Consider the following 24296-nt stretch of genomic DNA (forward strand, 5'->3'; position numbering starts at 1 on the left):
GGATGACTAATCCTTGCCGGCCCGCTGAAATAACGGGAAATCCGGCAGCCGGTCCTGGTCGCCGATGCGGAAGATAGACGCATTCGATCCATCGAATACCGGCCAAGCCGGCAAGCCTTTTCCGTTCGGATTTCCCGTGCGGGCGAAATTAACCCAGGTATCGGCAAGTCTGGTCGACAATTGCCGGTCCGCCTTGCTCCACGGGCGCTGGTCCTGATCGATATTGTCGAACACGTACGGCAGCTCGGCGCCATGGCCTGCGCCACAGCCATAACCGCAAGGCGTCAGCGGCTGCACCGGCCGGTGAGCAAAGAAATAGACATACGGCTTGGATCGCCCGTATTTCGCCTGAAGTCCCGACCAATACCACGTGCGCCAGCCCCACCAGTCGCTGGTGAATTGAAGCATTGAGGCTTGGGCCTCGGCATTGGTGGAAGCGGGATAGGCCGCCAGCAATGCATCGGAAGGCGCATAGCCCAGCATCTGCCCCATCAGTTCGCGATGGTTGGCTACCTTGAAATCGCCGGTGCCCAGGATTTCCGGTGCCAGGTCGTTGCCCTCCTCCGCGTTCCATCCCGCCAGCAAGGGAACGTCATTTTGACGGTGATTGCGGTATGCCGTGGGCAAGTCTTCGCGCAATACATAACCATCGATAATCGCGCGCGGCGACCATGCAGACTTGTGCAGGGCCTCGACACTCATGCCGCGCAACTCCGCCAGATTGTGCGCGCCCACGGTCTTGGTGAACACCTCCGCTTTTGCCTCGGCGCTCTTCCGGTCGTACTGACTGTTGAAGATATCGCTGCCACTCTCGGCGATGGCACGCTGGAACAACCCTTTCGCCAGAGGCGAAGCGATCAGGATCGCAACAGATCCGGCGCCGGCGGACTCGCCCATGATCGTCACGCGGTCGGCATCGCCGCCAAAGGCTGCGATATTGCTTTTCACCCAGCGCAAGGCAGCGATCTGGTCCAGGATGCCCTGGTTGCCGGAGACATGGTCCGGCGACTCCGCCGTCAGTTCCGGGTGCGCAAAGAAACCCCATATTCCAAGACGATAGTTGATCGTGACGATGATCGCGCCGCGCTTCGCCAGATTGGCGCCGTCGTACCTTGGCTGCGCGGCCGTGCCGCCGTAATAGCCGCCCCCATAAATCCAGACAATGACGGGAAGTTTCCTGGCTTTTTCAGGCGCCCAGATGTTGAGATAGAGGCAGTCTTCGCTTTTGGGCATCGTGATCCACACGGCGGTCTGGGCACAAGCAGTAGAGAAGCTGCGCGCCTCCTTGACGCCGGCCCAAGGCACAACGGGTTGCGGCGCCCGCCACCGCAGATTGCCGACAGGGGGCGCGGCGAAGGGAATGCCGAGATAGGTCGTCAGCGAGCCCACTCGCGAGCCGACGACTTCGCCGCCGGTAACTTTCACCGGGCTTAGCTCGGCGGCATGTCCGAGACTGGCCGAAAGCGCTACAAGGCACAATGCGAGCAAGGTGCACGCACGAAAATTCATCGTCATCATTTCTCCTGGTTTTGGCAGCTTGGTCTGGGCGGTGCTTGAACCAACTCATCCAAACGAGGGAAATGCTAACAGCATTCTGATCACCACAACTCAAACTATCATGCCGATCAAATTCGGAAGGGTTTATTACCTTCTTTCGGTCCTAGGATGTTAGTGACCCGCTACCCAAATTAGTACGGAACCGCACTGGACATGACTGTTCCTGACGGTTTATGACCGGACCCCAGTTAGGAGCCCGACGGAGCCGTATAGTCGTTGGGCCTGTTTGCTGGGTATCCCGTTCTTTTCCTTTCACACTAATGCGGAGCGATCTCATGATGAAAAAGCTACTGAAACAAAAAATCTTACTGGGCCTGTTGGTGACGCTGACGGCAAACCTGGCTATCGCCAGTGATGATACGTGCAAGTTTTACCCCAAAGAAGCTGGGCTAATCGAAGAGTACGTTAAGCCGACACCTGTCGAGGATGCGAATGGCAGGGAACTTATTGAAAAGTTAGCGCCTAACGATATCGTGGCGGCTCGCCTTCTTCCGCATAGCCAGGATGGGATCGTCTTTGCGCGCGAAGGCAAAGATACCTGGACCATTGGCCGGGAAGTCGAGTCCAACAAGAAGCCAGCGCTGTATGCTTCCGTTCATGGTCCGTCTAACGTGCCCCAGAAGTGGCTGCATGACTATCATCGCGCACTGACCACGACCCTCGGTGAAAGTCTGCGCCGTGGGGTGAAAATCGATATCACCGCCAAAGGAAGCTGCAAATAGAGCGCTTGAATACGGGGCCGTGGCGATGGCCTCGTTCCTCGTACTTTTTACTTCGTCAGAAACGGTCAGGTGGCATAAAAAAACGCCGCGTAAGCTGAGTCCTCAAACTAAACTCGGAGGGCTACATGGCTATGATGGCGAATCTCGAAAACGTGGTACGGGCGATTGCCGGCTCGATAATGGATGCGCAGAATTTGGTGGAAAAGGCGCAGGTGGCGAACATCAGCTCCTTCTTCGATCGCGAACGTCGACCGATGGTCATCGACCTGGAACTGCCGGCCATCCACAGCACCGCCGCCGACAACGAATTTTATCTGTACCGGCTGCCGCTGATTTCGCTGGTGCCGCACAGCGCGCTGATCATCGGTGAAGCGGAAATCGAGATGGACGTCGAACTCGGCGCCCTGTCCGAAGCAGAGCCTGCCACCAGCCATCCTGACGCTCTGCAACCGGACGGCTTCGATACGCAGGCCGGCAGGCCCAGCCTGATGGTCAATCCCGAAACGGGCGGTCTGGCCAAGAAGAGCGGCAATGCTGCGCACATCAAACTCAAACTGGTCGCCGCCGAGAAATCGGAAGGACTGGCACGACTGATCAACGATGTCGTCAAAGGCCAGGGCTACACGCCCGTGGCGGCCTTGTGATGCGCCGCGCCAGGAGACAGCCGTGAGCACCGAACGATTCAGCCTCAGCGAGGTCCGCTTCATCAAACGTGTCGTGGTGGGCAACGACAATCCGACAAATATGCGTACCGAGGCCGAAGTGGAAGAAGCCATGGCCTTGGTCAACCGCTGCCTGCAAGGCACGCCGCGCGGTCATATCGTCAGCATCGAAAAGAACTTCGGCCTCTACACCATTGGCGAACACCAGGTGGTGCTGCAGTACGCGGTCTACAACATCGGTTTCAACCGCAAGCCCATGTTCTTCGATTGAGCGCCATCGTGACCTCGACCGACATTTCACTGGACGCGCTGTGCGCCGCCCTACAGGCCTCGTTCGCCCGCGCCAATCGTCTGCTGGCCGACATCCCCCTGCCTGGCGACTCAATGGCAGGCGGGCCGGACTGGAGCGATCGCGGCGGCGGGCCCACTCCCTGGCAGCAGTTTTACTCACGACAGCGGCTGAAGCTGGAATCGGCCGAGTTGATGCTCGCCTTCTATGTCAGACGCAAGACCGCTGCCAGGTCAGCCATGTTGAGCACGCGCCCGCCGGCGTGGTGGCAGGGTGCGCATATAACGCTGGAAGTCCATCTCGCCGTTGCCGATGGCGTCTGCACGCTGCGATTCCATCCCGCCACCGGACTGACTCCCATGGCAACACGATCCGGCGCCGCGCTGCGCTTAAAACTCAGCCCGCAACAGCAAGCACAACTGGCTGAGCTGCGCCTGGAACCGTCGGCGAAGCGGCGCAGCAGCCATTGGCTTGCAGGTCTGCTGCGCTGGTTGCGGCGAGTGACAGGAAACGTCACGAAGTAGCGCTGTACGGCTCTTAAGCTGTATTCCGGGGATGCCAAGTCCCCACCCAGCTTTCCTCATTCCGCATCAAACAGAATTCGCTGCCACCCAGCGATGCCTCGCCACGCCTGCATGGTGCAAGCGCGGCAATTTCCCGACCCTTAGGGGTCACTTAACTGAAGGAGTACATGATGACTGAACTTGTCAATATCGCCTCACAATTCCGCGGTCTGCCGATGGCCGACCTGATCGGAGCCCCGCTGACCGCCGCTTGCGATGCCCAAGTGCGCTTGGCCAACGCCACTGCCGACTTCATCAAATATATCGGCTTCGAGGCGCCGGCGACGGCCGGCGATAAGCCGACGGTGACGCGCACCGCCACGTTCCAGTTCAAGCGCAAAAAGCAGGATCCGGCCGATCCGAGCAAGCAGGTGGACGAAGACGTCACGCTGGACGTGCCGTTGCTGGCGATCGTCAAGGTGCCCAGCCTGGCGATTACCAAAGTCGATATCACCTTCGACATGGAAGTGAAGTCGTCCTTCGTGGCCAAGGAGGGCTCGAGCTCCTCCGCCTCGTTCAGCGCGGACATGAAGGTGGGCTGGGGCCCCTTCAGCGCTTCGGTCCACATGGAAGGCTCGGTGGCTTCGCACAAGGAAAACACGCGCACCTCGGATAATTCGGCCAAGTACCACGTGCAAGTGCTCGCTGAAGACGCCGGCATGCCGGAAGGCCTGTCGCGCGTGATCGACATTCTGCAAACCGCGATCCAGGACAAAACCTAAGTCCCCGCGGCCATGCCGGAGCTAGCGCCGGCATGGCCTTTTTTTCGCCACTTGAGGAGCAAGCATGTCACACCTTACCAAAGACCAATTGGCCGCGATGTTGGAACACAAAAACCGTCAAGATCTGGCCGCGTCGTGGATCGAGCCCGTGCGCCAGGCGATGGATGAATGGGAGATCAATACCGACGCGCGCGTGGCCGCCTTCCTGGCGCAAGTCATCCATGAATCGGCGTCGTTCAACCAGCTCACCGAGAACCTTAACTATACGGCCGCCCGCCTGTGCATGGTCTGGCCGAAGCGCTTTGAGAGCGCCCAAGCGGCGGCGCCGTTTGCCAACAATCCCGAACGCCTGGCCAACCTGGTCTATGCCAACCGCATGGGCAATGGCGACGAACGCAGCGGCGACGGCTATAGCTTCCGTGGACGCGGCCTGATCCAGCTGACCGGGCGCGAAAACTATACCCGCTGCGGCCTCGCACTCCAGCAGGACTTGCTCGCCAGACCCGATTTGCTCTTGCAGCCCACAGCAGCATCCCGGTCGGCCGCCTGGTTTTGGAAGTCGCGTGGATTGAATGAATTAGCTGATGCCCGGCCGGGCGGCGATGCTGTCGCCGACTTTAGCCGCATCACCAAAATAATCAACGGAGGCGATCACGGCCTGCAGGCACGCATCGATTTGTGGCGGCGCCTGCAGAAAATATTGGCCGGCTCCTGACGGTCAGTAACGCGTTCAGCATGGCACTAAATAGTGATTTTTAGTAGATGCCAAAATGATAGTGTTGATTGTCAGATACTGTCAGATTGTAAACGATCCATGATCCTAAGATTGTAACAAATCGTCAATCTAGGGTCTGGAAACATATGATTAATTTAGTACTATTTAGAGTCAACTTAGTTGATCAAGAGCTAACGAAATTATTCAGCAACGCCGGATACCACGTTACGGAAGTCAGTAGCGCGGCGAGTTGTTCCCAGTATTTGCTGGACGACGATGGCGCGGTGCAAGCGCCGGCGGAGCTGCAAAAACTTCAACGATTGTTGGCTGACCTGGAGCGACCAGTGGAGACGGGGTGGTGCCTGAGCATGCGCCGCCAGTCATTGCAGGCACCGAACGGCGTTAGCGTCGCCCTCACCAGCCTGGAATTTACCTTCATTAAGCTGTTCGCGCTGCATGAGGTTGGCGAGCCGGTTTCGCGCAAACGCATTGTCCAGGAGTTCGGCGAGAACTATCTCAACTACGACCAGAATCGGCTGGACACGTTGGTTACCCGCTTGCGCAAGAAAGTTGAACACGAGGCGCAGAAAATGCTGCCTTTGCACACGGTGAGGGTGCGCGGATTTTCTTTCAACGACGTATTGGTCATCGATCGCTAGGCAGGCCGCCATCTTTTTTTGGGCCGTCAGCATCCGAATGAACTCTCTCAATCGCGGTAATTTAACTGAAGGTCGATCGTATGAACACTGACACTTTCCAGCTCAGCGAAGACGCGCCGAATCGGCTGCATACGCAAGACTTGATCTGCCAGATCCAGCTGGAATGCCAAGCTATGGCCAGCCACATTTTGCATCAGGGATTGGCGATTGCGCCGGAGCTCGTTGCGAGGCTGGCGGCCTTGCTCGCTGCAACCACAGCATCCCCGAACGAGGATGAGGCGGCAGATCCGGCCGCGATCTTCGCACTGGCCGAAATCCACGGCAAGCTGACTACCGCTGTGGCGCCGGCCACGCCACAGGGGATCATGCTGCTGGACCCGCAGCGCCTTGCGGGTCAGCGCCTTGCCTGGCTGGGCCCGGTGCCGCTGATCCGCATGCTGACCGTCACCGCCATGGTCTTTTTGATGGCCGTGATGTTGACCGGATTATCCAGCGAGGTTTCGAGCAAGAACATTACGCTCGGCCTGCTGGAGTCAGCCGGCGATGTCCTACTGTTGAACCTGTTGTTCCTGTTATTTTGCGCCGGCCTGGGAGCCTCTTTTGCGGCGCTGTTTCAGGCCCACCGTTATATCGCGAACTCCAGCTACGATCCGAAATATGACGCCTCCTACTATGCCCGCCTGATCCTGGGCGTGATCGCCGGCCTGATCCTGTCCGAGATGTTGCCGGCCCAATTATTCGAGGGCAATTCCCTGGGCAATTTCGGGAAGCCCGCGCTTGCCATCCTGGGCGGCTTTTCCTCGACGGCGGTCCATCACATCCTGCATCGCCTGATCGAAACACTCGACGCCTTGGTCCGTGGTGATCCGTCGGCCCAGTACCGGTCTTCACTGGACACGTACAAGGCCCAGATGCTTGCCGACCGCGCCAATTCAAAGAATGAGCTGGCCGCACAACTACTCGCACTGCAGCAGACGTGCCACACCGACTCCGGTCCTGAATTGCTACGCCAGCGGCTGGCCGAATTGACCTTGTCGATGCTGCCACCGATTTACACCGCGGCAGCTCCGTCATCCACTACGGCCACTCCGGGGAGTAAATCATGCTGAACTTTTTATACCATATACCCGGCATTTATATGGCCCTCATCATTGTTGGCATGACCGTGTTCAGCGTCTTCTTCGGCTATGCCATCGTCAAGTATTTTCACTGGCTGGAGGTCGATGCGGAACAGCGCGCCCTGGCACTGATGATGGTCTCCATCATCACCACCATTAATTCCCTGCTGGTTGCCTTTGCGGCGATCAGCGTATGGGGAAACTACAACGACGCCGATCGCACGGTCGCCTCCGAAGCCATCAGCGCCAGCGAGCTGGCGCGAGATTTATCGGTCTTTGGCAGCCGAGATGCCGACGCGGCCGACCTCGATTTACGAACTTACTTGGTGCGCGTCGTTGAAGCCGAATGGCCGAGCATGCAGCGACAGCAGCGTGCCGATCCGGGCACAGAAATCTGCTTCAACAAGGTTTTTGAGTCGGTCAGTCTCCTCAGTCCCACGACGCCACGGCAAACCATCCTGCTGTCTGAAGTCATGGCCCGGATGAATGAAATGGTCAAATTTCGCCAGCAACGCCTGCAGGGACTGGTTGTCTGCATGCCCCTGACATTGTGGGCGGTCATTCTCATTGTCAGCGCCATGTCGTTTGTATTGCTGTACGTGCTACCGCCGAGGCCCTTTGATATCTTCCTCATAGGCTGCTGGGCCTGCACCTTGGGTTTAGCCTTCTTCTTCATCGTCGCCGTGGATCATCCGTTTGCGGGTGACTTCAGCGTGACTTCTTCTGCGCTACAAGAGGCTATAGAGAATCTGACTCAAAGCCATGTCTGGCCTGCGCTGTAGTGCAGATGCCTCCCCGGAAAGCCCGGCACTGCAACTGAGATATTTGATGTTGGCCCTGCACTACCTCCGGTTCCCGCAATGTCGCGGCGGTACCGGGCTTTCCAATTCGCGACGATAGAAAGGTAAGAATTATGAGCATCAAAATACAATCGGCACGTTACGGCCTACCCGACCGACACAACGATGTCACCGCGCGCATTCAGCTCATGGCGCAGGATTCGAACCGCACCATCGCCATCAACAACGAGTCTATGGGTGGCGACCCGGCATACGGTCATGGAAAGACATTGACTGTGGCGTATTACGGCGATGACGGGCGGCTCCATATGACGGAAGGGGCCGAGGGAAGCACCATCTTGCTAGGCGACGAGTCCCACGGGCTGCCTGGCTCGTCACAATGGTCGATAGGTTAATCGCCCAGGATAACGCGCTTCCAAAGTCATTAAGAAGCGCGTTACAGATGCTGAATTTCGCACATCGTCCAGCAGGTGGCACTGGGCGGGGCAGTCACACGGACCTAGGTTGATTGGCTGTCAGATTTGGTCATCAATGACAGTTGCCTGACTGTGACAATGAAGTTGTGCCCCTATTGGCACTCACTCATATCGCAAAGGAAAATGTCATGAATCTTTTTCAGGAAATATCCAAAGAATTCGGCAAGAGCTATGTGTCCAGCTTCATCCCCTGGGACCAAACGGCGGATGGCTTGATTGGCGTCACACCCAAAACCAGAGCGGGCGCCTGTGCCGGCTATTGCCTGTATTGGCTGAAGTCTCTGAACCAGGGGAAAACAACGTTCCCTCCGACCTTTAAAGACAAGCTGGCGGCCATCAATGCCCAGAACGCTTTCTATGAAACGGGATGGAAGGAAGTGTTTGCGCAAAAAGGTGTCGGCATCGCTTCGCAAAAGGTGAATTGGCTGAAGACCACCGCGCTTAAGTTCGAAACCAAGAACACCTCCAAGGCAGTGAGCGATGCAATTGGCAGCATCAATACGTCGCTGGCGCTTCATCTGGTTCTGAGCAACGGTTCCAGCCATTTGGTGGCCCTGGTTGCATCGGACAAGAACGTCTCGATGTTCGATCCCAACTATGGCCAGATTGTGTTCAACCGCAGCTTCACCAACCAGTTCATGGAGAACTACCTCACGGGATTCCATCATGAATTCAACAATGGGCTCTCGAAAGTGGAAACCTTCCAGACCAGCGGCGACTTTAACCTAGCGCCTATTTTCTGATGCAAAGAGCGGAGCGGGGCCGGCACTGTCGTTCGTCCCCGCTCTAAAGATCAGCGCGCCGCCCCCCCCTTGCTGGCGCGTACTGCACCTGTCCTACTAGCTCCCTCATATTGGCGTAGTCCTTTAGGTACGAAATCGAGCTCAGCAACGAGATACCGTCAAAAGTGTCAGTATACGTCCTTGATTTTATGTTAACCCCTCGGATTTTCAATGACAACAAAAAACCCGCTTCTCCTAGGGAGGAAGCGGGTTTTGGGACTTCTTAATACTTTTTACTGCTGAGTTCTGGTGCCGCTTGCCGGAATCGAACTGGCGACCTTTTCATTACGAATGAACTGCTCTACCAACTGAGCTAAAGCGGCGAAGTCGCACATTCTAACAAATATTTCTTGCTGCACGCTAGTCCCAAACCGATAAATTTTGGCCATGCTGCAAAAATGTCATTGCTTTGTGCGGTTTTCAGGCTTCTCAGCCTGCGTGGTAGCCCGTCACCACCGCCACTTCGTCGCGCGATCCCAGGAACACCGGCACGCGCTGGTGCAGCTTGTGCGGCTGGATGTCCATGATGCGCTGCTGGCCGTCGGTGGCCGCGCCGCCCGCCTGTTCGACGATGAAGGCCATCGGGTTCGCCTCATACATCAAACGCAGCTTGCCCGGCATCGACGTGTCGCGCGTGTCGGCCGGGTACATGAAGATGCCGCCGCGGTTCAGGATGCGGTGCACGTCGGCCACCATCGAGGCGATCCAGCGCATGTTGAAGTTGGTGCCGCGCGGGCCGGTGTCGCCGGCCAGCAGTTCGCTGATGTAGCGCTGCACCGGCGGGTGCCAGTGGCGCTGGTTCGACATGTTGATCGCGAATTCCTTGGTCTTGGCCGGGATCTGCATATTGCGCTGCGTGAGCACCCACGAGCCCATTTCGCGGTCCAGCGTGAAGCAGTTGACGCCATTGCCGGTGGTGAGCACCAGCATGGTCTGCGGGCCGTACACGGCGTAGCCTGCGGCCACCTGCTTGGTGCCGGCCTGCATGAAGTCGGCCTCGGTCGGCTGGCCCATGCCGTCCGGCGCCTTCAGCACCGAGAAGATGGTGCCGATGGAGACGTTGACGTCGATGTTGGAGGAGCCGTCCAGCGGGTCGAACAGCAGCATGTATTCGCCTTTTGGATAGCGGTTCGGGATCGGATGGATCGATTCCATTTCTTCCGATGCCATCGCCGCCAGGTGGCCGCCCCATTCGTTCGCCTCGAGCAGGATCTCGTTGGAGATAATGTCGAGCTTTTTCTGCACTTCGCCCTGGATGTTTTCGGTGTCGGCGGTCCCGAGCACTTCGCCCAATGCGCCCTTGCCTACCGAGTGGCTGATGGTTTTGCAGGCGCGCGCGACTACTTCGATCAGCAGGCGCAGTTCGGCCGGGATCGAGTTGTTCTGGCGCTGTTCCTCGACCAGGTATTGTGTGAGGCTGATGCGTTTCATGGCTTCCCTTGAAGTATAAAAATTATTTTTCACTCCCCGCTGCCCGGGGAGTGAGGCGTGATTAGTTTGCTAAAGCCTTGGTCACCACTTCCAGCACGTCGTTCGACAGCTTGGAGCGGGCGGCGACTTTTTCCAGGGCGCGTTTCATCTTGGCCTGCAGCGCCGGCGCGTAACGGCGCCAGCGGTCCAGGCCGCGCGCCAGGCGGGCTGCTACCTGCGGATTGATCGCGTCGAGCTTGATCACGTGCTCGGCCCAGAATTCATACGCGCTGCCATCGGCCGCATGGAACTGCGACGGGTTGGCGCTGGTGAAGTTGAAGATCAGGCTGCGCGCGCGGTTCGGATTCTTCAGCGTGAAGGCCGGATGCTGCATCAGCTTGCGCACCGCCGCCACGTTGGTGGTCGGCGCGGCGGCCTGCATGGCGAACCATTTGTCGATGACCAGCGCTTCGCTTTCGAAGTCTTCGTAGAAGTTCTTCAGATACGGGCCCGCTTCGGCGCCGCTTTGGATCATCGCCACCAGCGCGGCGGAACGGTCGGTCATGTTGCCGGCTTTTTCGAACTGCTGCTGCGCGAGCTTCAGTTCGGCCATGTCCGGCGTCGCCATCAGATAGGACAGGCACAGGTTTTTCAGCGCGCGCTTGCCGGCCGACAGGGCGTCCGGGCTGTAGTCGCCCGGCGTCTGGTTGGCGTGGTACTGCTCCAGCAGCTCGCTCTTCAAGGCCGTGCCGATGGTGCGGCGCATGAACTGGCGCGCGGTGTGGATCGCTTGCGGATCAACCACGTCCATCTGCTCGGCGATGATGGTCTCCGACGGCAAAATCAGCGCCAGTTCGCGGAAGGCCGGGTCGAGCGACTCGCTGATCAGCACGGAGCGCATGGCGTTGATGAAGGTGGGGTCCAGTTTCAAGTTGGCGTCGCTGCCGCCGGCGACGGCCACTTGCGCGGTCAGCTTCAGCAGGCGTTCCATCGCCAGCCGCTGGCCCGCTTCCCAACGGTTGACCGGGTCGCTGTCATGGCTGAACAGGTGCAGCAGTTCGGCGTCGGTGTAGTCGTATTCGAGGATCACCGGCGCCGAGAAGTCGCGCAGGATGGATGGCGTCGGACGCTCGTCGACATGGCGGAAGCGGAAGATCTGCTCCTGCCCGGTCAGCTCCAGCACCACCGTGGTGGCGCCCTTGGCGTGCGTGCCGCCTTCCAGGTTCAGCGCCAGGTCCTTGCCGCTGGCGCTCAGCAGGCCGACCGCCACCGGAATGTGGAACGGCAGCTTTTCCGGCTGGCCGGCGGAGGCCGGGCAGCGCTGGCTCAGGATGATGTCGAAGTTGCGCTTGACGGCGTCGTAGCGCGTGCGCGCGGTGACGACGGGCGTGCCGGCCTGCGAGTACCAGCGCTCGAACTGGCGCAGGTCGCGGCCGTTGGCGTCGGCCATGGCGGCGCGGAAGTCGTCGCATTCGACGGCTTGGCCGTCGTGGCGTTTGAAGTACAGGTCCATGCCCTTGCGGAAGCCGTCGCGGCCCACCAGGGTCTGGTACATGCGCACCACTTCGGCGCCCTTTTCATACACGGTGACGGTGTAGAAGTTGTTGATCTCGACGAAGGAGTCGGGGCGCACCGGGTGCGACATCGGGCCGGCGTCCTCCGGGAACTGAGCCTGGCGCAAGGTGCGCACCTGGTCGATGCGGGTGACGGCGCGGCCGCTGTCGGTGCCGATCATGTCGGCGCTGAACTCCTGGTCGCGGAACACGGTCAGGCCTTCCTTCAGCGACAGCTGGAACCAGTCGCGGCAGGTCACGCGGTTGCCGGTCCAGTTGTGGAAGTATTCGTGGCCGACCACCGCTTCGATGCCGGCGTAGTCGATGTCGGTCGCCACGCGCGGGTTGGCCAGCACGAACTTGGTGTTGAAGATGTTCAGGCCCTTGTTCTCCATCGCGCCCATGTTGAAGTCGCCCACGGCGACGATCATGAAGCGGTCCAGGTCCAGCTCCAGGCCGAAGCGTTCCTCGTCCCAGCGGATCGAGTTCTTCAGCGACTGCATCGCGTAGTCGGTCTTGTCGAGGTTGCCGTCTTCGACCCACACCTGCAGCAGCACCTCGCGGCCCGATTGCAGCGTGTATTTCTCCTCCTGGCAGACCAGGCGCGCGGCCACCAGCGCGAACAGGTAGGACGGCTTCTTGAACGGGTCTTCCCACTTGGCGTAGTGGCGGCCGTCGCCCAGGTCGCCCTGCTCGATCAGGTTGCCGTTCGACAACAGCACCGGATAAGCGGCCTTGTCGGCGCGCAGCATGACGGTGTACTTGGCCATCACGTCCGGGCGGTCGGGGAAATAGGTGATGCGGCGGAAGCCCTCGGCCTCGCACTGCGTGAAGAAGTTGCCGTTCGAGACGTACAGTCCGGACAGCGAGGTGTTCTGCACCGGCGCGCACAGCGTTTCGATTTCCAGCACCACCTTGGGCGGGGCCTTGGCGATGGTCAGCGTCGAGCCGTCGATCTTGTATTCGGTCGGCGCCAGCAGCTTGCCGTTCATGCGCAGCTGCACCAGTTCGATTTCTTCGCCGTGCAGCACGATATCGTGGCTGCCGCGGCTCTTGGCAGCCGGGTTCTGCCGCATGGTGATGCGGTTGGCGACCACGGTACGGTCCGGATCGAGGTCGAAACCGATTTCCACGGTGTCGACCAGATAGGATGGCGGGGTGTAATCTTTGCGGAATATCGTCTTGGGGCTGCTGTCTGTGCGCATGGGGACTTTGAATGACGTAGGCAAAAGCCTATTTTACCAATACCAGCGCGGGGACCATGCGCGAATCGCCTGTTATAGGACAAATAAGCTCCAACAAGTTGCTGGTTTCCACGCCGCCGTAACAATCTGTAATAATCGTGCCGGGCCGGCGCGTGCGTCGTAGACTTAGTACTGGAAAATACCGTCTTACAAGAGAGGGGCAACATCATGAAATATCTCGCCATTTTGGCGACCGCCGCCGTCATGCTGCTGAGCGGCTGCGCCACCACCATCCACAGCGACGTGACCGCCTTCAACGACTGGCCGGCCGACATCGGCGACAAGTCCTATGCCTTCGTGGCCCCGCAGGGCGCCGACGACACGCTGGAATACCGCAATTATCAAGTACTGGTGAGCAATGAACTGGCCAAGCTGGGCTTCCACCAGGTGGCCGACAACCAGCAGCCGAAGTTGCTCGTTGGCATGAAATTCAATACCGTGGACCATGCGGTGCGGGTGCTGGAGGCCGATGATCCGTTCATGACCGGGCCGTACTGGGGCCGTTATGGCTGGGGCGGCTGGGGATATTCGCGCTGGGGCTATTACCGCCCGTACTTCTACGATCCGTTCCGTTATGGCCCGGTGCTGCTGGAAGAGCGCGTCAAGCACGAATACCAGCGCCAGCTGCGCGTGACGATCAACGGCGTCGATGGTCGCAAGCTGTATGACGTCACGGTGCAAAACACCAGCCGCGTGCAGGCCACGCCGCACGTGATGCCGGCCCTGGTGCAAAGCGCCTTCACCGGCTTCCCCGGCCCGAGCGGCGTGCCGCGCAAGGTCGACCTGAAGATCGAGCCAAAAACCGAAACCGTCGAAGCCACCTCGACCAAGGCCGGCTGAAACCCGGGGTCAGATCCGACATTTGGACACAAGCTCTACCGTAGCGCACGCTACGGTAGAGCTTGTGTCCAAATGTCGGATCTGACCCCGGGTTTGCTTTAGGGCAGCAGGATCGAGGAGCCGGTGGTTTTGCGGGCTTCCAGGTCGATGTGGGCCTGGGCGACGTCGGCCAGGCTGTAGCGCTGGCGGATGTCGATCTTGACTTCGCCGCTGGCCACCACGCCGAACAGCGACTTGGCCGCAGCTTCCAGATCCTCGCGCCTGGCCATGTAGGCCATCAGCGACGGCCGGGTGATGAACAGCGAACCGCGATTGGCCAGCTCGCTCAGGCTGAACGGCGGCACCGGCCCGGATGCATTGCCGAAGCTGACCATCGTGCCCAGCGGCTGCAGGCAGTCCAGCGAGCCGATGAAGGTGTCCTTGCCGATCGAGTCGTACACCGCCGACACACCCTTGCCGCCGGTGATCTCCTTCACCCGCTCGGTGAAGTTTTCCTTGTTGTAGTTGATGACGTGGTGCGCGCCGTTCTCGGTGGCCAGCGCGGCCTTCTCTTCCGAACCGACCGTGCCGATCAGGGTCACGCCCATCACCTTGGCCCACTGGCAGGCGATCAGCCCGACGCCGCCGGCGGCCGCGTGGAACAGGATGGTGTCGCCGGCCTTCAGCGGCACCGTGCGGTGGAACAGGTACTGCACCGTCAAGCCCTGCAGCATCATCGCCGCCGCCGTGTCGAAGCCGATTTTTTCCGGCAGCACCAGCAGCTGCGCGGCCGGCATGTTGCGCGCTTCGGCGTAGGCGCCGATCGGCCGTCCGGCATAGGCCACGCGGTCGCCCACCTGCACTTCCGTCACGCCCTCGCCCACCGCCTCGACGATGCCGGCGCCTTCCATGCCCAGCGCGCCCGGCAGCGGCTGCGGATACAGCCCGGTGCGGAAGTAGACGTCGATGAAGTTGAGGCCGATCGCCTCATGCCGCACCTGCGCCTCGCCCGGCCCGGGCGGACCCAAATCCACGTCCACCAGCTCCATCACTTCCGGACCGCCCACGCGGTTGATGCGGATTGCCTTGGTCATGCCTGCCTCCGTGTCAGTTTGCAGCGGCGAGCTGCTGAAGCTGAGACAGTACCAGATGTGCCGACGACATGTTGGTCGCGCACGGCGTGTTGTGCACGTCGCAGGCGCGCACCAGCGCGTTGATGTCCGGTTCGTGCGGCTGCGGCGTCATCGGGTCGCGCAGGAAGATCACGCAGTCGATCTCGCCTTCGACCAGCATCGAGCCGATCTGCAAGTCGCCGCCGAAGGGGCCGGAGTGCTTGCGGTCCACCGTCAGGCCCAGCTCGTTGGCCAGGCGTCCGCCGGTGGTGCCGGTCGCGGTCAGCGTGCAGGTGGAGAGGAAGGCCTTGTATTCGCCGGCCAGCGCGATCATGTCGTCTTTTTTCTTGTCGTGTGCAATCAGGGCAATACGGGTCTTCATTTCGTGATCCTCTATTTTTTCGACAGCAGGTAAATCCCGGCCAGCACCAGCGCGGTACCGCCTAGTTGCCAGGAGGTGACGGGCTCGCCCAACATCAGCGCGCCCAGGAACAGCGTTGAAACGGGTCCGATCATACCAGCCTGCGAGGCGGTACCGGCGCCGATGCGTTCGACGGCGGCCATCGTCATGAACACCGGCATCACCGTGCACAGGATGCCGTTGACCAGCGACAGGCCGTACACCGGCAGCGGCTGGATCAGGCCGGACGCGGGCCGCAGCAGGAAAAACTGGCCGATGCAGGCTGCGCTGGAGACGCACATCGCGTACGACACCAGCCGCAGCGCGCCCAGCCGCTTGACCATTTCGCCCGACAGCAGCAGGTAGACGGCGTAGGCGGCGGCCGATCCGGTCACCAGCGTGGCGCCGAGCACGACGTTCTTGCTGCCGCTCTGCAGGTCGTGCAGGAACACGAAGACGATGCCGCAGTAGGAGGTCAGCAACGCCAGCCACTGCTTGCGCTTGATGTGCTGCTTGAGCAGCGTGGAGGAGATCAGCAGCACGAAGGTCGGCGTCAGGAACAGGATCAGGCGTTCGAGGCCGACCGAGATGTATTGCAGGCCGAGGAAGTCGAGAAAGCTGGACAGGTAGTAGCCGACCAGGCCCAGGCCGATCAGGCGCCAGCGGTCGGAATTGGTCAGCGGCGCCTCGGTGCGCATCTTCCAGAGCGCGACGGCGGCGAACACCGGCAGCGAGAACAGCATGCGGAAGGCGATCAGCGTGACGGCGTCGATGTGATAGCGGTACAGCAGCTTGGCGACGATGGCCTTGGTCGAGAAAAGAACCGCGCCGCCAATGGCGATGCCCAAGCCGCCCAGATAGGCGGCACGCGCCGGGGCGCTGTCCGTGATGCTTTTAGTCATGCCCAAATTGTAAAGGCAAACGCTTCGCCTCGCTTGACGAGGCGATTTTTCGGCTGGGCAGCGAATCAGGTGAGCCGGCTCAATCCAGCCGTGATAGGCTGTGTAAATATCGACGGATGGCGATCAGTGTAAAAAAATACGTGCGGCCGGACCAGTCGATTCCATTCCAGAAATGGTTCGATCGCCTTGATGCGCGTGCCGCGGCAAAAGTTGCAACCGCAATATTTCGGATGGAAAGTGGGAACCTCTCCCGCATCAAATGGTTCGGCGGAATAGGCGAATATGTCATCGATTGGGGTCCAGGCTATCGCCTCTACCTGGCAAAGGACGGCGAGACGCTGATCATATTGTATGGCGGCGGGACGAAGAATCGGCAATCGGCGGACATCGCGCAAGTCAAGGCACTACATGAAGAATTCAAGCTGAGGAAGAAAGCAGCGGGAGCGAAATTATGGAACTGACTCAGGATGTTGAAACCGGCTTGATCGAACGAATCGCCGCCGATCCTGCATTCGCAAACGCCATGTTGGATGAGATCGGCGAGCTGCTGCTGGCTGGGGAAGAGGCCGCCGCACGTGGAATGCTCCGCGTTGTGGTAGCGGGCACGACGGGATTTGACGTGCTGTCCCGTCCGCTGGCTATGACGGGCGAAGCTTTACGGTGCGCCCTTTTGACAGACTCTCTTGCTACCAGCCCCAGCTTGAGTGCCATTTTCAGCGCACTCAAGCGGGAGCTGGGTGTAGTCGCTAGCTGATCGTCACCGAAGGCGCCCCCGCCGCCACGGTCGCGGTGGCGATGCGCGCCACCACCGTCGTTGGCGCGTTGCCGCCCACCAGCTTGTTGACCTGCTTGAACTGCGCCACCAGCTTGCCCGGGGTCAGCGTGACCAACGTATAACCCTGCGCATCGTTGTTCAGATGCTTGATCCACTGGTTGTTGCCCAGGCTCGCCAGCTGCTGCGCCAGCGCCAGCAGGCTGACGCTGAAATCGCTGCTGGCCTGCAGGCCGGCCAGCACCGCGCTGGTGGTTGCATCCAGTTGCGCTTCCGGCAAGCCCTTGGCGCCCAGCGCGCCGCGCAGCTGCACACGCATCTGCTCCAGCAGCGACGCCACTGTCGGCGCGGTCTTGCCCATCGTGTAGTCCAGCAGGTTGAACGACAAACTCAAGGTACCCACGCCCGGCACCGGTATCGCCAGCGGGTACGACACCAGCGTGCTGATGTCGCCCAGCGCGGCCGCCGCGTCGCGCAGGTAGGTGAAGAAGGAATCGGAGCTGATGCCCGCCGATACCAGGTCCACCATCACCGGCGTGCCGCCGTTGGCCGCGTCGTAGTCGTCGCTGACGGTGCCGGCGAAGAAGGCGTGGATGTCGCCGGTGATCGCGACCACGTTGCTGACGCTGTTGGTCTTCAAGTGCGTCATAAGCGCCTTGCGCTCGCTGTTGTAGCCGTCCCACTGGTCGCAGTTGAGCAGGAAGCGCGCGAAGAACGGCGCCAGCGCGGCCTTCTTGCCCGACGCCGCGACAAACGGCGACTCGGCCTTATTGGCCTGCACGTCCGGCTTGATGTAGCCGAAGGCGATGGTCTGCGCGCCGATGCCGGCGGCCGTGGCCGGCGGCGTGGCGACGATGCCGCTGATGGCGATATACACCGCGCCGTAAGTCGCCACCGCGATCGCCGCTTGCGGCGCCGTCAGACCGGCCGCCACGGCGGCCGCGGCCTGCGTGGTTGCGCTGCTGCCGGGCGTGCCGTAGGTCTGCATGATCGCGCCGGCGCCACGCTGCGCCAGCGCTGAAGATGCGCCGGCGGTGGCCGTCGCCACGATCGCGCCGGCCAGCGGCAGGTTGTTCCCCGCCGCCGCCGATGTGGTCAGGATCGACGCGGCGATGGTCGGCACCGCGTTCAGCGCCAGCAAGGTGGCGATGGCGTCGACGCCGTTCAATCCCATGCGCAGCAGCGACACTTCATTGCCCCACAATTTCCAGGTCGAGGTGGCGGCCTTCATCTTGTCCATCCACCACTGGCGCTGGGTGGAGCCCAGCATCGACACGGTATCCAGCGGCGAAGCCAGGCCGATGGCGGTGGCGCCGGCCATCTTCTGCGCCTCCACGGTGTTGAAGATATCCTGCGGCACCAGGTAGCGCGCGCCGATGCGGCCCAGCGGCAGGCCGGTGGCCGGATTGATCGACGATTCCGGGATCACGTGGTCGGAGCGGTACAGGCGCTCGTCGGTCATCACCAGCTGCATCAGCTTGCCGAACTGGAAGTCGCGGTAGATCTTGATGTTCTGGAAGCTGGTGGTGGCCGTGTCGAGGCTGACGTCGGCCGGCATGTATTCGAACCACGCCTGGTTGGCGTTGCGGCGGCGGCCCGTCTGGTGCAGGTCCGAGCCGTCGGCGGTGCTGAAGGAGCCGTCGTAGGTCTGCGCGTCCTGCCAGGCGTCGTCGGTGAACTCGTGGTCGTCCCAGATGGCGATGAAGGCGAAGCGCTCGTGCAGCGCCTGCAGGCGCGTATCGGTGCGGTACTTCTTGTACAGGTAGCGGTAGTCGGCCAGCGTGGTGGCGTACTTGGCGCCCGAGGTGCCGCTCTTGAAGGCGCCGTCCGGCAGCTTCAGCGCGTCGTGGCGCGACTCGACGGCGCCGAGCTGGAAGTCCTCGCCGACGGTCTCGTAGATGTAGTCGCCCAGGTGGACGATGAAGTCCAGGCTCTCGCCGGCGATGCTGGTCATCGCGCCCCAGTGGTTGACGCTCCAGTCCTGGCAGGTCATGTAGGCGAACTGCAGCTGCGCGACGTCGGCGTCGGCGGCCGGCGCGGTCTTGCAGCGGCCGACGTTGGAACGCGTGTCGCCGGCCACGAACTGGTAGTAGTAGACCGTATTGGCGGCCAGCCCGGTCACCTTGTGGCGCACCGTGTTGTCGTATTGCGACTGCAATGGCAGCTTGACATCGACCACGGTGGCGCCGCTGAGCGCCGTGTTGCCGCCCAGGGCGGCGCTGTTGTCGGCGGCCGTCATCACCAGGCGGATCGCGCTGTCGGCGGCGCTTGGCGCGGCGGCCACGCTGTCGGCACCGGACGGCACGGCGCGGGTCCACAGCATGATGCTGTCGGATTTGGGGTCGCCCGAGGCCACGCTCTGCGGGAACTTCCACGGACCGCTGGCCAGCGGCAGGTCGCCCGCCGCGCCGTCGGCGGGGGCGGAACCGCTGCCGCCGCAGGCACTCAGGCCGGCGCCCGATGCTACCGATACCGTGATGAAGCTGCCGTACTTGAGAAACTGCCTTCTGTCCATGTCGTCTCCGTGGTTTTTATAATAATGTTTAAAAAATAAATGTTAGCATCGGCATGTGACAGGCGCCCTACAAAAAGTCGAGGCGGCCCTCTAGTATCCCGGGCGGCGGCCGACGGCGGCCCGGCGGCGGTTTCTGAGGGCCAGCCTATGGTAAAATACTGCCCTCACCGCATACCAACGAACACCGCCGAAGGAAGACCGAACATGGCTGGACACAGCAAATGGGCCAACATCAAGCACAAAAAGGCTGCCACCGACGCTAAACGCGGCAAGATCTGGACCCGTCTCATCAAGGAAATCACCGTGGCTGCGCGCATGGGCGGCGGCGACTTGACCTCGAATCCGCGCCTGCGACTGGCCGTGGACAAGGCGGCCGACGCCAATATGCCGAAAGATAACGTGCAGCGCGCGATCACCCGCGGCACCGGCGGCGAGGATGGCGCGGCCTACGAGGAAGTACGCTACGAAGGCTACGGCGTCGGCGGCGCGGCCGTCATCGTCGACTGCATGACCGACAACCGCGTGCGCACCGTGGCGGAAGTGCGCAATGCGTTCAACAAAAACGGCGGCAACATGGGCAACGAGGGCTCGGTGGCCTTCATGTTCAAGCACTGCGGCCAGTTCCTGTTCGCGCCCGGCACCAACGAGGACGCGCTGATGGAAGTGGCGCTCGAAGCGGGCGCCGAAGACGTGGTGGCCGATGAAGAAGGCGGCTTCGAAGTGCTGTGCGGCCCGCACGACTTCGCCACCGTCAAGGATGCGCTGGAAGCGGCGGGCTTCAAGGCCGAAGTGGCCGAGATCATCATGAAGCCGGCCACCGAGACCGTATTCACCGGCGATAACGCCGTCAAGATGCAAAAACTGCTGGACGCGCTGGAAGCACTGGACGATGTCCAGGAAGTCTATTCCAACACGCTGATCGAAGACTGAGGATTTATGAAAATATTGGTAGTCGGCTCCGGCGGCCGTGAACACGCGCTGGCCTGGAAATTGGCGCAATCGGAACGTATCCAGATGGTGTATGTCGCTCCGGGCAATGGCGGCACCGCGCGCGATTCGCGCCTGGTCAACGTCAACATCACGGACCTGCATGAACTGGCGAACTTCGTCGAGCAGGAGCACATCGGCCTGACCGTCGTCGGTCCCGAGACGCCGCTGGCCGGCGGCATCGTCAACCTGTTCCGCGCGCGCGGCCTGAAGGTGTTCGGCCCGACCAAGGAAGCGGCGCAGCTGGAATCGTCGAAGGACTTCGCCAAGGCCTTCATGCAGCGCCACGGCATCCCGACCGCCAAATACCAGACCTTCTCGGACGTGGCGCAGGCGCACGCCTACATCGACGCCAACGGCGCACCGATCGTCATCAAGGCCGACGGCCTGGCCGCCGGCAAGGGCGTGGTGGTGGCGATGTCGCTGGAAGAAGCGCACCGCGCGGTGGACGACATGCTGGCCGATAACCGCTTCGGCGACGCCGGCGCGCGCATCGTCATCGAGGAATTCCTGGCCGGCGAGGAAGCGAGCTTCATCGTCATGTGCGACGGCAAGCACGTGCTGCCACTGGCCACCAGCCAGGATCACAAGCGCCTGAAGGACAACGACGAAGGCCCGAACACCGGCGGCATGGGTGCCTACTCCCCTGCCCCCATCGTCACGCCGGCCATGCACGCCCGCGTGATGCGCGAGATTATCAACCCGACCATCGCCGGCATGGCCAAGGACGGCATCGTCTTCACCGGCTTCCTGTACGCCGGCCTGATGATCGACGCCCAGGGCAATCCGCGCACCTTGGAATTCAACTGCCGCATGGGCGATCCCGAGACGCAGCCGATCATGTCGCGCCTGAAGACCGACCTGGTGGCGGTGATGGAACACGCCGTCAACGGCACGCTGGACCAGATCGAGCTGGAATGGGACCGCCGCACCGCCGTCGGCGTGGTGCTGGCAGCCGCCGGCTATCCGGACACGCCGCAAAAAGGCGCCGTCATCGAAGGCATCCCGGCCGAAACGCCGGAATCGGTGACCTTCCACGCCGGCACCGCCGACGTCAACGGCCAGCTACAGGTCACCGGCGGCCGCGTGCTGTGCGTGGTCGGCCTGGGCGACAGCATCAAGATGGCGCAGAAGCAGGCCTACGACGTGGTCGACCAGATCGCGTTCGACGGCATGCAGTGCCGCCGCGATATTGGCTGGCGCGGCCTGAAGCATTAGGATAAGATGTCGTCCTTTCCGAACCCCGAAGTCGTCAAGGCCTACCTGCTCGGCCTGCAGGACCGCATCGTGCAGGCGCTGGAGGCCGTGGACGGCAAGTCCTTCCTGCGCGACGCGTGGGATCGGCCCGAGGGCGGCGGCGGCATTTCGCGGCTGGTCGAGGAAGGCAACGTCATCGAGCGCGGCGGCGTCAACTTCTCGCACGTGATGGGCGCCAAGCTGCCGCCATCGGCGTCGGCGCATCGGCCCGACCTGGGCGGCAAGCCGTGGGAAGCGATGGGCGTGTCGCTGGTGATCCATCCGCGCAACCCGTACGCGCCGACGGTGCACATGAACGTGCGCTTCTTCACCACGACCACCGCCGGCGGCGAACCGGCGTGGTGGTTCGGCGGCGGCATGGACCTGACGCCGTACTACGGCAACAAGGAAGACGTCAGGCACTTCCACCAGAGCTGCGCCGACGCGCTGGCGCCGTTCGGCGACGAACTGCATCCGCGCTTCAAGAAATGGTGCGACGAGTATTTTTACCTGAAACACCGCCAGGAAGCGCGCGGCGTCGGCGGCATCTTCTTCGATGACTTCAACGAAGCGGGCTTCGAGCAGAGCTTCGCCATGATGCAGAGCGTCGGCGACGCCTTCCTCAAGGCCTACCAGCCGATACTGGAAGCGCGCAAGGACACGCCGTACGGTGAACGCGAACGCGACTTCCAGGCCTATCGCCGCGGGCGCTACGTCGAGTTCAACCTGGTGTTCGACCGCGGCACGCTGTTCGGCCTGCAGTCGGGCGGACGCACCGAGGCGATCCTGATGTCGATGCCGCCCATCGTCAAATGGCGCTATCGCTGGGAGCCCGAGGCCGGCACGCCGGAAGCGGCGCTCTACACCGACTTCCTGCCGCATCGCGACTGGCTCGCGGCGTGACGATGGCCTGCTGATGGTCTACCGAACCGCACTGCTGGGAGGCAGCTACGATCCGGTGCATCAGGGCCACATCGCACTGGGCGCGCATTTCGCGCACCTGCTGCAGGTGGACCAGTTGCGCGTGATCCCCGCCGGCCTGCCATGGCAGAAATCCACGCTGAAAGCGACGCCCCGGCAGCGCGCCGACATGGTGGCGCTGGCCTTTGCCGGCCAGCCGTACAGCGTCGTGGTCGATCTGCAGGAGATCGAGCGCAGCGAGCAGGGGCTTGCCACCTACACGATCGACACGCTGCGCCAGGTGCGCGCCGAGCTGGGGCCGTCGGCCTCCATCGCCTTTTTGATGGGCGCCGACCAGCTGCAGCGGCTCGACACCTGGCATGAATGGCAGGCGCTGTTCGACTACGCCCATATCTGCGTGGCCGCCCGCCCTGGTTTCAGCATTGCCACCGCCGGCCTGCCGCCGGCAGTGGCCGAGGCGTTTTCCAGCCGACTGGGAACGCCTGAACAAATCCGCAACACGCCGCACGGTCTGACTTATCTGGCACAAGACTTCGCGGTGGATATCTCCGCCACCGAAATACGTGCGGCATTACAACGGGGGGAATCGGCAAACTCGCTTATCCCGCCGCTAGTGCTAGACTATATTGAACAACACAATCTATACAAAAGCTAAATGGACATCAAAAAACTGCAATCCCTCGTCGTTGACGCACTCGAAGACGTCAAGGCCCAAGATATCGCCCTGTTCGATACCACCCACCTGACCAGCCTGTTCGACCGCATCGCCATCGCCTCCGGTACCTCCAACCGCCAGACCAAGGCGCTGGCCGCCTCGGTGCGCGACAAGGTCAAGGCCGCCGGCGGCGACGTCTACGGCATGGAAGGCGAGGACACCGGCGAATGGGTGCTGGTCGACCTGGGCGACATGATCGTCCACATCATGCAGGCGCCGATCCGCGCCTACTACCGCCTGGAAGAGATCTGGGGCGACAAGCCGGTCAAGATGGGCGCCGCCAAGCGCAAGTCGACCAAGGAAGGCGAAGAAGCCGACGCGCCGAAGAAAGTCAGCAGCCACCTGGCCGCCGGCAAGAAGGCGGTCGACGCGTCGCCGGTGATCGAGAAGAAGACCCCGGCCCGCAAAGCCGCCGCCGCCAAACCGGCCGCCGCGAAGAAGCCTGCCGCCAAGAAGGCAGCCGCCGTCCCGGCCGGCAAGACCATCAAGGTCGGCAAGACCAAGTCGGCCGTCGCCGCCGCCGAAGTGCTGAAGGCGCTGCCGCCTAAACGTAAAGTAGCCAAGCCAAAGGGAGATTCGGCGCTCGCCTCCGCCGCAGCGCCGGCCAAGACCGTCATCAAGCGCATCAAAAAAGTCGCAGAGTAA

At 61.6% G+C, this 24296-nt stretch carries 26 protein-coding genes and 1 tRNA gene; 19 read left to right on the plus strand and 8 right to left on the minus strand.

What is annotated here, in order from left to right:
• Window positions 1-6: 6 nt before the first annotated feature.
• On the minus strand, window positions 7-1518 hold the full coding sequence (locus tag ACSQ3S_RS28420; RefSeq protein ID WP_436144467.1) for a carboxylesterase/lipase family protein: 1512 nt from the start codon (window positions 1516-1518) through the stop codon (window positions 7-9).
• A 314-nt stretch (window positions 1519-1832) separates the two neighbouring features.
• Here ACSQ3S_RS28420 and ACSQ3S_RS28425 point away from each other — a divergent pair, with 314 nt between their 5' ends.
• The 11 genes from ACSQ3S_RS28425 to ACSQ3S_RS28475 all read left to right on the plus strand — a co-directional run bounded on the left by ACSQ3S_RS28425 (window position 1833) and on the right by ACSQ3S_RS28475 (window position 9026).
• Window positions 1833-2279 carry a hypothetical protein gene (locus tag ACSQ3S_RS28425; RefSeq protein WP_436144468.1) on the plus strand — a complete coding sequence of 149 codons (447 nt, stop codon included), beginning with the start codon at window positions 1833-1835 and terminating at the stop codon, window positions 2277-2279.
• A gap of 125 nt (window positions 2280-2404) precedes the next feature.
• Entirely contained in the window at window positions 2405-2923 is a 519-nt protein-coding gene (locus ACSQ3S_RS28430) for a DUF2589 domain-containing protein (protein ID WP_436144469.1), read from the plus strand.
• Between the two features lie 22 nt (window positions 2924-2945).
• Entirely contained in the window at window positions 2946-3212 is a 267-nt protein-coding gene (locus ACSQ3S_RS28435) for a hypothetical protein (protein ID WP_436144470.1), read from the plus strand.
• 8 nt (window positions 3213-3220) lie between these two features.
• Complete coding sequence (locus ACSQ3S_RS28440) at window positions 3221-3754, plus strand: hypothetical protein (RefSeq protein WP_436144471.1); 534 nt, start codon at window positions 3221-3223, stop codon at window positions 3752-3754.
• Between the two features lie 167 nt (window positions 3755-3921).
• Window positions 3922-4515, plus strand: a complete 594-nt coding sequence (locus tag ACSQ3S_RS28445; protein ID WP_436144472.1) for a DUF2589 domain-containing protein — start codon at window positions 3922-3924, stop codon at window positions 4513-4515.
• A gap of 64 nt (window positions 4516-4579) precedes the next feature.
• Entirely contained in the window at window positions 4580-5230 is a 651-nt protein-coding gene (locus tag ACSQ3S_RS28450) for a glycoside hydrolase family 19 protein (protein ID WP_436144473.1), read from the plus strand.
• 146 nt (window positions 5231-5376) lie between these two features.
• Window positions 5377-5889 (plus strand): helix-turn-helix domain-containing protein, encoded by a 513-nt coding sequence (locus tag ACSQ3S_RS28455; protein WP_436144474.1) that lies wholly within the window; start codon window positions 5377-5379, stop codon window positions 5887-5889.
• A gap of 80 nt (window positions 5890-5969) precedes the next feature.
• On the plus strand, window positions 5970-6998 hold the full coding sequence (locus ACSQ3S_RS28460) for a hypothetical protein (protein WP_436144475.1): 1029 nt from the start codon (window positions 5970-5972) through the stop codon (window positions 6996-6998).
• Window positions 6992-7789, plus strand: coding sequence for a DUF4239 domain-containing protein (locus ACSQ3S_RS28465; protein ID WP_436144476.1), 798 nt, complete (start codon window positions 6992-6994; stop codon window positions 7787-7789). The genes ACSQ3S_RS28460 and ACSQ3S_RS28465 overlap by 7 nt, the downstream gene beginning before the upstream one ends.
• A 131-nt stretch (window positions 7790-7920) precedes the next feature.
• On the plus strand, window positions 7921-8202 hold the full coding sequence (locus ACSQ3S_RS28470; RefSeq protein ID WP_436144477.1) for a hypothetical protein: 282 nt from the start codon (window positions 7921-7923) through the stop codon (window positions 8200-8202).
• Between the two features lie 209 nt (window positions 8203-8411).
• Window positions 8412-9026 (plus strand): YopT-type cysteine protease domain-containing protein, encoded by a 615-nt coding sequence (locus ACSQ3S_RS28475; RefSeq protein ID WP_436144478.1) that lies wholly within the window; start codon window positions 8412-8414, stop codon window positions 9024-9026.
• Window positions 9027-9312: 286 nt separating this feature from the next.
• Here the strand turns inward: ACSQ3S_RS28475 and ACSQ3S_RS28480 are convergent.
• The 3 genes from ACSQ3S_RS28480 to pepN all read right to left on the minus strand — a co-directional run bounded on the left by ACSQ3S_RS28480 (window position 9313) and on the right by pepN (window position 13233).
• Window positions 9313-9388: transfer RNA gene (locus ACSQ3S_RS28480), tRNA-Thr, on the minus strand.
• Between the two features lie 106 nt (window positions 9389-9494).
• Window positions 9495-10496: a class 1 fructose-bisphosphatase gene (locus ACSQ3S_RS28485; protein WP_353405128.1), complete on the minus strand. Its 1002-nt coding sequence runs from the start codon at window positions 10494-10496 to the stop codon at window positions 9495-9497.
• A gap of 61 nt (window positions 10497-10557) precedes the next feature.
• The gene (gene pepN / locus ACSQ3S_RS28490; RefSeq protein WP_436144479.1) at window positions 10558-13233 is read right to left on the minus strand and encodes an aminopeptidase N; all 2676 of its coding nucleotides are present in this window, start codon (window positions 13231-13233) and stop codon (window positions 10558-10560) included.
• Between the two features lie 207 nt (window positions 13234-13440).
• On the opposite strand from pepN, the gene ACSQ3S_RS28495 reads away from it, so the two are divergent.
• Window positions 13441-14112 (plus strand): DUF4136 domain-containing protein, encoded by a 672-nt coding sequence (locus ACSQ3S_RS28495; protein ID WP_436144480.1) that lies wholly within the window; start codon window positions 13441-13443, stop codon window positions 14110-14112.
• Window positions 14113-14210: 98 nt separating this feature from the next.
• On the opposite strand, the gene ACSQ3S_RS28500 is transcribed toward ACSQ3S_RS28495, so the two are convergent.
• From ACSQ3S_RS28500 to ACSQ3S_RS28510, 3 genes are read right to left on the minus strand one after another with little or no spacing between them, the layout of a single operon-like run.
• Window positions 14211-15185 (minus strand): quinone oxidoreductase family protein, encoded by a 975-nt coding sequence (locus ACSQ3S_RS28500; protein WP_436144481.1) that lies wholly within the window; start codon window positions 15183-15185, stop codon window positions 14211-14213.
• Between the two features lie 13 nt (window positions 15186-15198).
• Complete coding sequence (locus ACSQ3S_RS28505; RefSeq protein ID WP_176652662.1) at window positions 15199-15585, minus strand: methylglyoxal synthase; 387 nt, start codon at window positions 15583-15585, stop codon at window positions 15199-15201.
• A gap of 11 nt (window positions 15586-15596) precedes the next feature.
• Complete coding sequence (locus ACSQ3S_RS28510) at window positions 15597-16505, minus strand: DMT family transporter (protein ID WP_353405124.1); 909 nt, start codon at window positions 16503-16505, stop codon at window positions 15597-15599.
• A gap of 116 nt (window positions 16506-16621) precedes the next feature.
• On the opposite strand from ACSQ3S_RS28510, the gene ACSQ3S_RS28515 reads away from it, so the two are divergent.
• Together ACSQ3S_RS28515 and ACSQ3S_RS28520 are read left to right on the plus strand one after the other, a co-directional pair.
• Window positions 16622-16966 (plus strand): type II toxin-antitoxin system RelE/ParE family toxin, encoded by a 345-nt coding sequence (locus ACSQ3S_RS28515; RefSeq protein ID WP_436144482.1) that lies wholly within the window; start codon window positions 16622-16624, stop codon window positions 16964-16966.
• Window positions 16957-17259, plus strand: coding sequence for a transcriptional regulator (locus ACSQ3S_RS28520; RefSeq protein WP_176652660.1), 303 nt, complete (start codon window positions 16957-16959; stop codon window positions 17257-17259). Before ACSQ3S_RS28515 ends, ACSQ3S_RS28520 begins: the two co-directional genes overlap by 10 nt.
• Here ACSQ3S_RS28520 and ACSQ3S_RS28525 read toward each other — a convergent pair.
• A complete protein-coding gene (locus ACSQ3S_RS28525) occupies window positions 17252-19792 on the minus strand; it encodes an alkaline phosphatase D family protein (protein ID WP_436144483.1) in 2541 nt (846 codons plus the stop codon). The two genes, ACSQ3S_RS28520 and ACSQ3S_RS28525, sit on opposite strands and share 8 nt — an antisense overlap.
• 204 nt (window positions 19793-19996) lie before the next feature.
• Here ACSQ3S_RS28525 and ACSQ3S_RS28530 point away from each other — a divergent pair, with 204 nt between their 5' ends.
• From ACSQ3S_RS28530 to rsfS, 5 genes are read left to right on the plus strand one after another with little or no spacing between them, the layout of a single operon-like run.
• Window positions 19997-20722, plus strand: coding sequence for a YebC/PmpR family DNA-binding transcriptional regulator (locus ACSQ3S_RS28530; RefSeq protein WP_176652658.1), 726 nt, complete (start codon window positions 19997-19999; stop codon window positions 20720-20722).
• Window positions 20723-20728: 6 nt separating this feature from the next.
• Window positions 20729-21997 (plus strand): phosphoribosylamine--glycine ligase, encoded by a 1269-nt coding sequence (gene purD, locus ACSQ3S_RS28535; RefSeq protein ID WP_176652657.1) that lies wholly within the window; start codon window positions 20729-20731, stop codon window positions 21995-21997.
• A 6-nt stretch (window positions 21998-22003) separates the two neighbouring features.
• Window positions 22004-22918, plus strand: coding sequence for an oxygen-dependent coproporphyrinogen oxidase (gene hemF, locus ACSQ3S_RS28540; RefSeq protein WP_436144484.1), 915 nt, complete (start codon window positions 22004-22006; stop codon window positions 22916-22918).
• A 13-nt stretch (window positions 22919-22931) separates the two neighbouring features.
• Window positions 22932-23591, plus strand: a complete 660-nt coding sequence (locus tag ACSQ3S_RS28545; protein WP_436144485.1) for a nicotinate-nucleotide adenylyltransferase — start codon at window positions 22932-22934, stop codon at window positions 23589-23591.
• Complete coding sequence (gene rsfS, locus ACSQ3S_RS28550; protein WP_353405119.1) at window positions 23592-24296, plus strand: ribosome silencing factor; 705 nt, start codon at window positions 23592-23594, stop codon at window positions 24294-24296.

It is taken from the genome of Duganella sp. LjRoot269, assembly GCF_964254095.1.
Taxonomy (GTDB): domain Bacteria; phylum Pseudomonadota; class Gammaproteobacteria; order Burkholderiales; family Burkholderiaceae_D; genus Rugamonas; species Rugamonas hordei.